Below are 1,453 nucleotides of genomic sequence, written 5' to 3'. Positions count from 1 at the left end.
TCGGGAGGGAGTGGGAGAGGGTCGGGAGGAGTCAGGAGAGGGTGGGCGCGGGAGCGGTGGGCTGGGGTTGCGGGTGGCGGACGCCGCTGAGTGAGATCCGGCCGAGCTGGCTGCCGAGTTGGGCGGTGATCCGGGTCAGGAGCTGGGCCGTGGTGTCGAGGGTGCCGTCGAGGTCGGGGACGCTCGGGTGGGTGCCGTCGGGGGCCGGTGGCTCGCGGTGGTCGAGCCGTTCGCGGTGTGCGCGGTGAGAGTTCGACTCCGTCATGGAGCCAGCCTGGCGTGCGGAGATTGCCGCGTCGTTGCGTGGGGGTGACGGGTGTCGAGCGGGGGTTTCGCGGTGGGCGGTCGGGCGGGCGGCGGCAGACGCCTCGCCCCGACGCCTTCGCCGAGGCCTGGCTCGCGGCGTCCGTCTACGGTACGGCCGCGACCGCCTCCCTGCCGCGTTGTCAGTGGGGTGACCTACCGTGAAGGTGTTGGTCGAAACGGACACGGGGGGCGTGATGGAACAACGGCACTGGCTACGGGCGGCGGCATCGCGGGTAGGCGCCGCGGCCGCGCGTGTGCGACCGCCGCGCACCCGGCGTGGGCGGCGGAGGGCCGTGCAGGCGGTCATGGTCGGGTGCGTGCTGGCGCTGCTGCCCGCGACGTGGGTGCACGCGGTCGCGGACGGTCGGGTGGGGACGGTGGCGGATGCGCCGAGCGGCCGGGTCGCGGTGGTGTTCGGGGCGGGGCTGTGGCGCGGCAGACCGACGCCGTATCTGGCTCACCGTCTGGACGCCGCAGTCGAGTTGTACCGCGCGGGGAAGACGGACGTGGTGCTGGTCACGGGGGACAACAGCCGGGCGGAGTACGACGAGCCGGACGCGATGCGCGCCTATCTGACCAGGCGCGGGGTGCCCGATGAGCGGATCGTCAGTGACTACGCGGGCTTTGACACCTGGGATTCCTGTGTGCGGGCCAAGGAGATCTTCGGCGTCGACCAGGCCGTACTGATCAGCCAGGGCTTCCACATACGCAGGGCGGTCGCGCTGTGCCGGGCGGCGGGGGTCGAGTCGTACGGCGTGGGCGTCAGGGAACCGCACGACGCGACCTGGTTCTACGGCGGCATACGGGAGTTGGCCGCGTCCGGCAAGGCGGCGGCCGACGCGGCGGTCCGGCCGGACCCGCACTTCCTCGGTGACCGGGAGCACGGGGTGGACGAGGCGCTGGCGTCCGGCCGCTGACGTCTGACCGCTGATGTCTGACGCCTGACCGCTGGGCGATCAGGGCTGCTAGGGCCGCGTGCATGCCTGGGCCACCGGAGCCACCAGCCCACCAGGGCCGTATGCGTGCCCGGGCCGCCAGACCACCGGAGCCGCGCCAGACCACCGAGGCCACCAGCCCCACCAGGGCCGAGTGCGTGCCGGGACCGCCAGCCCACCAGGGCCGTGGGGGGGGGGGGGGGGGCCCCCCC

At 73.9% G+C, this 1,453-nt stretch carries 2 protein-coding genes; one reads left to right on the top strand and one right to left on the bottom strand.

All coding sequences use genetic code 11. From position 1 onward, the window contains the following. Positions 1 to 31: 31 nt before the first annotated feature. Positions 32 to 265 (bottom strand): hypothetical protein, encoded by a 234-nt coding sequence (locus U9R90_RS36190; RefSeq protein WP_411061737.1) that lies wholly within the window; start codon positions 263 to 265, stop codon positions 32 to 34. 235 nt (positions 266 to 500) lie between these two features. Here U9R90_RS36190 and U9R90_RS36185 point away from each other — a divergent pair, with 235 nt between their 5' ends. After that, a complete protein-coding gene (locus U9R90_RS36185) occupies positions 501 to 1,223 on the top strand; it encodes a vancomycin high temperature exclusion protein (protein WP_411061736.1) in 723 nt (240 codons plus the stop codon). Positions 1,224 to 1,453 lie beyond the last annotated feature (230 nt).

The sequence above is a fragment of the Streptomyces sp. E11-3 genome (genome assembly GCF_046540415.1).
GTDB lineage: Bacteria > Actinomycetota > Actinomycetes > Streptomycetales > Streptomycetaceae > Streptomyces.
Note: the sequence above shows the minus strand (reverse complement) of the source record. Positions and strands in the feature narration are given on the sequence as shown.